The organism is Pseudomonas sp. CM25, assembly GCF_013179705.1.
Classification (GTDB): domain Bacteria; phylum Pseudomonadota; class Gammaproteobacteria; order Pseudomonadales; family Pseudomonadaceae; genus Aquipseudomonas.
Window position 1 is genome coordinate 1 of sequence record NZ_JABMCW010000258.1, and the last position, 8,034, is coordinate 8,034.

Below are 8,034 nucleotides of genomic sequence, written 5' to 3' on the forward strand. Positions count from 1 at the left end.
CAGCTGGCCCAGCGAGCCGGGCTGGCGCGCGACTGGATCGACGCCAACAACCGCCCGCAGCAGGTCAGTGACGAAGTGCTGCGCCAGGTACTGGAAGCGCTCGGCCACCCCGCCGCAGACGATGCCCAACTGCGTGACAGCCTGGCCAATATCGCGCACAGCGATGACGCCGAGCATGTGCCGCCGCTGCTGACGGCGGATGCAGGCAAGCCGCTGGCGCTGCGGCGCTACTTCGCAGCCGGCAGCCCGGTGCAGTGCCGCCTCGAGGACGGTACCGAACTGCAATTGCGCCTCGATGCCGAAAGCCGGTTACCGGGCCAACTGCCGGTGGGTTACCACCAGCTGCAAGTCGAAGGCCATGCATTCACGCTGGCCGTTGCGCCCGCGGGCTGCGTGTCCCTGCACGACCGGGTCAACGAACCGCCCGCACGTTGCTGGGGGCTCTCGGCGCAGTTGTACAGCCTGCGCCGCCCCGGCGATGGCGGTTTCGGCGACTGCATGGCCCTGGAGCAGCTGGCACGCAGCGCCGCCGAACGCGGGGCCGATGCATTGGCCATCAGCCCGATCCACGCGCTTTCGGCATTCGATCAGCAACACTACAGCCCGTACTCGCCGTCGAGCCGGTTGCTGCTCAACACCCTGTACGCCAGCCCCGCTGCGATCCTCGGCGAGCGCGCCATGCGCCTGGCCGTGCAGGCCTGCGGGCTGGAGCAGACGCTGGAACGGCTCGAGCAGGAACCACTGGTGGACTGGCCTCGGGCAGCCGAAGCGCGCCACGGGCTGTTGCAGGCGTTGTACAAGGACTTCAGCCAGGGCGAACACCCGCAGCGCAGCGACTTCGACAGTTTTCGCGAGGCAGCTGGCGAAGCGCTGGAACACCATTGCCGTTTCGAAGTGCTGCAGGCCGAAGCCGTCGACCGGGGCCTGGGTGCCGACTGGCGCAACTGGCCAGAGGCCTGGCGAGACCCCTACCATGCCGAAGTGCAGAGCTTTGCCGCCAGCTACCCGGCCCGCATCGAGTTCCACGCATTCTGCCAGTGGCTGACCGAACGCAGCCTGCAACGCGCCCAGGAAGCGGCGCGCGGCAACGGCATGGCGATCGGCTTGATCGCCGATCTGGCAGTGGGTGCCGACGGTGCCGGCAGCCAGGCGTGGAGCCGCCAGGATGAGTTGCTGGCCAAGCTGACGGTGGGTGCGCCGCCCGACATCCTCAACCGCTCCGGCCAGGCCTGGGGCATCTGCGGGTTTTCGCCGGAAGGCCTCAAACGCAACGGCTACCGCGCCTTCATCGAGATGCTGCGGGCCAACCTGGCACACGCTGGCGGCCTGCGCATCGACCACGTGATGGGCCTGCGTCGGTTGTGGGTGATCCCCCCTGGGGCCAAGCCCAGCGACGGCGCCTACCTGAACTACCCACTGGACGACCTGCTGCGCCTGCTGGCGCTGGAATCGGTGCGCCATGAAGCCATCATCCTGGGCGAAGACCTGGGTACCGTGCCCGAAGGGCTGCGGGAGGCTCTGGCGGAAAAGAACGTGCTGGGCATGCGCGTACTGCCATTCGAGCAAGCGTCGCCTGGCAACTTCACCCCGATTCTGGACTGGCCGGACAACGCGCTGGCCACCACCGGCACCCACGACCTGGCCCCGCTGGGCGGCTGGCTGCAGAACCGCGATATCGACTGGAGCCAGCGGTTGCAGCTGATCGACGCTGCCACCGAACTGCACTGGCGCCATGATCGGCAGAAAGAACACGCCGGCCTGCGCCGCACGCTGGAATCCAACTATGGCCCGCTTGAGGACAACGACGCCGTGATCGACGCCGCCATACGCTATGTTGGCCACACCCGCGCCCCGCTGGTGCTGGTCCCCCTCGAAGACCTGCTGGGCTGCGACGAGCAGCCCAACCTGCCGGGCACCACCAGCGGCCACCCCAACTGGCGCCGACGCTTCGCCCGGCCGGCGCGTGAACTGTTGGACGACGAAGACGCCGCACGGCGCCTGGAACTGCTGGCACAGGCCCGCGAGCAGGCGTGGGAGCGTGACCGATGAAGCCGCTGACCGCCACCGTGCGGCTACAGTTTCACAGCGACTTCACACTCGATCACGCCGTACCGCTGGTGCCGTACTTCGCCCAACTGGGCATCAGCCATGTTTACGCATCGCCCATTCTCAAGGCCCGCGCCGGCTCACGCCATGGCTACGACGTGGTCGACCCTACCCGGGTCAACCCGGAACTGGGCGGTGAAGCAGCACTCGAACGGCTGGTGGCCGCCCTGCGCCAGCACGGCATGGGGCTGATCCTCGACACCGTGTCCAACCACATGGCCGTGGGCGGCGCCGACAACCCTTGGTGGCAGAGCCTGCTGGCCTGGGGCAGGCGCAGCCCCTATGCCGAGTTCTTCGACATCCAGTGGCACTCCAGCGACCCGTTGCTGGCCGGTCAGTTGCTGCTGCCATTCCTGGGCAGCGACTACGGCCTGGCGCTGAAGAATGGCGAGCTGCCGCTGCAGTTCGACAAGCACCAGGGGCTGCTGCAGGTCGCCCATTACGAGCACCGCTTCCCGATCTGCCCGATCGACTATGGCTGGATTCTGGCCCTTAGCCCGGACCCTGCGCTGCAGGCCCTGGCCGAGCACTTCACCGCGCTGGAGGCGTCGGCCACGCCGCTGGCCGATGCACTCCCGCTGCAAGCCGAACTGGCGCGCCTGGTGCACGAAGGCGCCGATCTGGAATCGGCCCTGGTGGCCTTCGACAGCCGCAGCGAAAACGGCTTCAAGCGCCTGCACCTGCTGCTGGAGCGCCAGACCTACCGCCTGGCCAGCTGGCGCACGGCCGCCGACGACATCAACTGGCGGCGCTTTTTCGACATCAACGAGCTGGGCGGCCTGCGCGTCGAACGTGCCGTGGTGTTCGAAGCCACCCACGCCAAGCTGTTCGAGCTGATCGAACGCGGCCTGGTGGATGGCCTGCGTATCGACCATATCGACGGTCTGGCCGACCCGCGTGGCTACTGCCGCAAACTGCGCCGCCGGGTCGAGAGCCTGCTGGCGCGGCGCCCGCTTAACGCGGCCCTGGAGCACTTCCCGATCTACGTGGAAAAAATCCTCGGCGCCAACGAACACCTGCATCGCGACTGGCTTACCGACGGCACCACCGGCTACGAGTTCATGAACCAGGTGTCGCTGCTGCAACACGACCCCGCAGGCGAAGCGCCGTTGACTGAGCTGTGGGCCAACGTGACAGAGCGCCCCGATTTCCCCGAGGAGGTACGCCTGGCGCGGCACCTGGTGCTCAACGCCAGCCTGGCCGGCGACTGCGAGTCGGTGGCCCAGGCGCTGTTGCAGGTGGCACGCAACGACCTCATGACCCGCGACCTGACCCTGGGTGCGATCCGCCGGGCGCTGCAGGCGCTGGTGGCGCATTACCCGGTGTACCGCACCTACTTCAATGCCTGCGGCCGCCCTGCCCAGGACGAAGCGTTCTTCCAGCAGGCACTGGCCAACGCCCGGCACGACCTCAGCGAAGCCGACTGGCCGTTGCTCGAACAGCTTGAGCAATGGCTGGGTGGGCACGCCTGGCGCCAGCTGCCCCCTGGCCGAGCGCGCAAGCAGTTGCGCCACGCCTGCGTGCGCTTCCAGCAACTGACCGCACCCAGCGCCGCCAAGGCCGTGGAAGACACCGCCTTCTACCGCAGTGCCCGGCTGCTGTCGCGCAACGACGTGGGCTTTGAGGCCGAGCGTTTCAGTGCGCCACTGGAGGCCTTTCACAACGAGGCCCAGCGGCGCCTGCGCGATTTCCCCGACAACCTGCTGGCCACCGCCACCCATGACCACAAGCGCGGCGAGGATACCCGCGCACGCCTGGCCGTACTGAGCGAACGCGGCCCCTGGTTGGCCAGCCGCGTCGAGCACTGGCGCGAGCTTGCCGAGCCACTGCGTGCGCAGCTGGACGATGGCCTGGCGCCAAGCCCCGGCGACGAGTTGATGCTGTTGCAGACCCTGCTGGGCAGCTGGCCCTTGCAGCTTGATCCGCACGACGACCAGGCGCTGCATGCCTACGCCGAGCGGGTCCGCCAGTGGCAACAGAAGGCCCTGCGCGAAGCCAAGCTGCGCAGCAGCTGGAGCGCCCCGAACGAGGCCTATGAAGCGTGCTGTGCCAACTACCTGAACGGCTTGCTGCTCGACCCGCAGAACCTGCAACTGCGCAAGTCCGTGGCGGATGCAGCGCAGTTGCTGGCCTGCCCGGGGGCACTCAATAGCCTGGTGCAGGTTTTGATGCGCATGACCGTGCCCGGCGTGCCAGACCTCTACCAGGGCAACGAGTACTGGGACTTCAGCCTGGTAGACCCGGACAACCGCCGCGCGGTGGACTACGCTGCCAGGCGCAGCACCCTGGCTGACGCCACGCCGCTCGGCGAGCTGTTGGCGCACTGGCACGACGGCCGTATCAAGCAAGCCCTGATTGCCCGCGTGCTGGACTGCCGCCAGTCGCATGCCGAGCTGTTCCGCCGTGGTGCCTACCTGCCGCTGACCGTGCACGGCCGGCATGCCGACAAGGTGGTGGCGTTTGCCCGCCTGGGCGAAGGCGAGCGGGCAGTCATCATCGCGCCACGCCTGGCCAGTACCCTGCTGGGTGCTTCACCCACCCCGCTGATCCCGGCACAGAACTGGGAGGATACCCGGGTAAGTCTGCCGTTTGCCCTGTCCCCTGCCACTTCGACTGGACTTTTCGGCGCGGCGGTGGTCAGCCCTGTTAGAGAGTTGCTGTTAAGCGCCGTGCTGTCGGACTTTCCAGTCAACCTGTTGATTGAACATGTTTAGCATTCAGGAGCGTCGTGATGAGTGTCGATGAAAAACGTGTACGCGAGTTCGCCTACCAGATCTGGGAATCAGAGGGGAAACCGGAGGGCCAGGAAGACCGCCATTGGGACATGGCCCGCAAGCTTGCCGAAGCCGAAGCACTGGCGCCTGAAGGCAAGGGCAAATCGGCAGCCAAAGCCAAGGTAGCGGCCAAGCCGAAGGCCGCGGCGTCTGCCAAGCCCGCGGCTGCGCCCAAGCCACCTGCCGAGCCCAAGGTGGCTGCACTGCCGGGGGTAAAACCGGCAGCAGCGAAAAAACCGCGGGCGGCCAAAAAACCCACTGCGGGATGAGCCGTTACGGCCTCTTCCCGGGTGACCCCGCGAAGAGGCCGCAGGTATCCATCGCTTCCCCTTTCCCGGCCCTATGAGGACTGCCATGAGCCCGCGCACCCCAAAGAAAAACCGCTCCGTTGCACCGTCGCGTCTACGCGAAGGCTTGCCCTATCCCCTGGGTGCCACATGGGATGGCCTGGGCGTCAACTTCGCCCTGTTCTCGGCCAACGCCACCAAGGTCGAGCTGTGCCTGTTCGACTCCACCGGCGAGCAGGAACTCGAACGCATCGAGTTGCCCGAATACACCGACGAGATCTACCACGGCTACTTGCCGGACGCGCACCCAGGCCTGGTCTACGGCTACCGCGTCCATGGCCCGTACGAGCCGGAAAACGGCCACCGTTTCAACCCCAACAAGCTGCTGATCGACCCTTATGCCAAGCAGCTGGTCGGTCAGCTGAAATGGTCCGAGGCGCTGTTCGGCTATACCATCGGCCACCCCGACGCCGACCTGTCGTTCGACGAGCGCGACAGCGCGCCCTTCGTGCCCAAGTGCAAGGTGATCGACCCTGCCTTCACCTGGGGCCGTGACCAGCGCGTGCAGATCCCGTGGGAGCGCACCATCGTCTACGAGGCCCATACCAAAGGCATCAGCATGCGCCACCCGGCGGTGCCGGAAAACCTGCGTGGCACCTTCGCCGGCCTGGCCAACGACGAGCTGCTCAAGCACATCAAGGACCTGGGTGTTTCCAGCATCGAACTGCTGCCCATTCATGCCTTCGTCAATGACCAGCACCTGCTGCAGAAAGGCCTGAACAACTACTGGGGCTACAACAGCATCGCCTTCTTCGCGCCGCACCCCAGCTACCTGGCCAGTGGCAAGATTGCCGAATTCAAGGAAATGGTCGCCCACCTGCACGATGCCGGCCTGGAAGTGATCATGGACGTGGTCTACAACCACACCGCCGAGGGCAACGAGCAGGGCCCGACGCTGTCCATGCGCGGCATCGACAACGCTTCGTACTATCGCCTGATGCCCGACAACAAGCGCTATTACATCAACGATTCCGGCACTGGCAACACCCTCGATCTCAGCCACCCGTGCGTGCTGCAACTGGTCACAGACTCGCTGCGTTACTGGGCGGGCGAAATGCATGTGGACGGTTTCCGCTTCGACCTGGCGACTATCCTCGGTCGCTACCACGAGGGCTACAGCGAGCGTCACAGCTTCCTCGTTGCCTGCCGCCAGGACCCGCTGCTACGTCAGGTCAAGCTGATCGCCGAACCGTGGGACTGCGGCCCTGGCGGCTATCAGGTGGGCAACTTTGCCCCAGGCTGGGCAGAATGGAACGATCGCTTTCGCGACACCGTGCGTGCCTTCTGGAAGGGTGACGAAGGCCAGCTGGCCGACTTTGCCGCGCGCATGGCGGCTTCCGGAGACATGTTCAACAACCGCGGTCGCCGGCCCTACTCGTCGGTCAATTTCATCACCGCCCACGATGGCTTCACCTTGCGCGACCTGGTGTCGTACAACGACAAGCACAACGAGGACAACGACGAGAACAACCAGGACGGCACCGACAACAACCTGTCCTGGAACTGTGGCGTCGAAGGCCCCACCGAAGACCCGGGGATCAATGCCCTGCGCATGCGCCAGATGCGCAACTACTTTGCCACCTTGCTGTTCGCCCAGGGCACACCGATGATCGTTGCCGGTGATGAATTCAGCCGCACCCAGCACGGCAACAACAACGCCTATTGCCAGGACAGCGAAATCGGCTGGGTCAACTGGGACCTCGACGAGGAAGGCAAGGAGCTGCTGAGCTTCGTCAAACGCCTCACCCGCTTGCGCCTGGCCTACCCCGTGCTGCGTCGCTCGCGCTTTCTGGTGGGTGACTACAACGAGGCCATCGGGGTCAAGGACGTGACCTGGCTTGCCCCGGATGGCGGCGAGATGAGCGTGGAGCAGTGGGAAGACCCGCACGGGCGTTGCCTGGGCATGCTTATCGATGGTCGCGCGCAGGTCAGTGGCATCGCCCGACCAGGTGCCGAAGCCACCGTGCTGCTGATCGTCAATGCCCACCATGACATCGTGCCGTTCCAGCTGCCCACAGTGCCCGAAGGCGACTACTGGAGCTGCCTGGTCGATACCGATCGGCCGGAGCTGCGCAAGGGGCAGCACCTGCAGTTCGACAGCACCTTCGAGGTCAAGGGGCGGTCGATGTTGCTGATGGTGTTGCAACGCGACGAAGAGTGAACACCAGGGGTCATTGCCGGTCCCATGGAGTATTGGTTGCCTGTACCGACCCTGTCTGGCGCAGGCAACACACACCAGCTGCGATCGAGGAGTACCCGTGAACCCCGAAGCCGGCAGTCCAGGTTTCGCCAGCATCGACCAGGCTCCGGCCGTGAAGCGCCTGCGGGTGCTGACGGTGAACACCCACAAGGGTTTCACCGCCTTCAACCGGCGCTTCATCCTGCCGGAACTGCGCGAGGCAGTGCGCAGCACCCAGGCCGACATCGTGTTCCTGCAGGAAGTGCTGGGCAGCCATGATCGCCACGCTGCCCGCTACCCTGGCTGGCCGCAGACTTCCCAGTACGAGTTCCTCGCCGACAGCATGTGGAGCGATTTCGCCTACGGCCGCAATGCGGTGTATCCCGACGGCCACCACGGCAACGCGCTGCTGTCCAAATACCCGATCATCGAGCACCGCAACCTCGACGTGTCGATCACCGGCCCCGAGCGCCGCGGCCTGTTGCACTGCATCCTCGACCTGCCCCAGCGCCAGGTGCATGCCATCTGTGTGCACCTGTCGTTGCTGGAAAGCCACCGGCAGAAGCAACTGCAACTGCTGCGCGAATTGCTCGATTCCCTGCCCGTCGACGCCCCGGTGATCATTGCC

5 protein-coding genes are annotated in these 8,034 nt (G+C 65.8%); all 5 read left to right on the forward strand.

Annotated elements, in window-relative coordinates:
• On the forward strand, positions 1-2,049 hold a 2,049-nt coding region (gene malQ / locus HP546_RS22110; protein WP_172229439.1), incomplete at its 5' end, for a 4-alpha-glucanotransferase.
• Entirely contained in the window at positions 2,046-4,820 is a 2,775-nt protein-coding gene (locus HP546_RS22115; RefSeq protein WP_172229441.1) for a malto-oligosyltrehalose synthase, read from the forward strand. The genes malQ and HP546_RS22115, both read left to right, overlap by 4 nt.
• Positions 4,821-4,834: 14 nt before the next feature.
• A complete protein-coding gene (locus tag HP546_RS22120; protein WP_172229443.1) occupies positions 4,835-5,149 on the forward strand; it encodes a DUF2934 domain-containing protein in 315 nt (104 codons plus the stop codon).
• Between the two features lie 85 nt (positions 5,150-5,234).
• Positions 5,235-7,388: a glycogen debranching protein GlgX gene (glgX, locus tag HP546_RS22125; protein ID WP_172229445.1), complete on the forward strand. Its 2,154-nt coding sequence runs from the start codon at positions 5,235-5,237 to the stop codon at positions 7,386-7,388.
• A gap of 97 nt (positions 7,389-7,485) precedes the next feature.
• Positions 7,486-8,034: endonuclease/exonuclease/phosphatase family protein (locus HP546_RS22130; protein ID WP_172229447.1), on the forward strand; the 549-nt coding region annotated here is incomplete at its 3' end.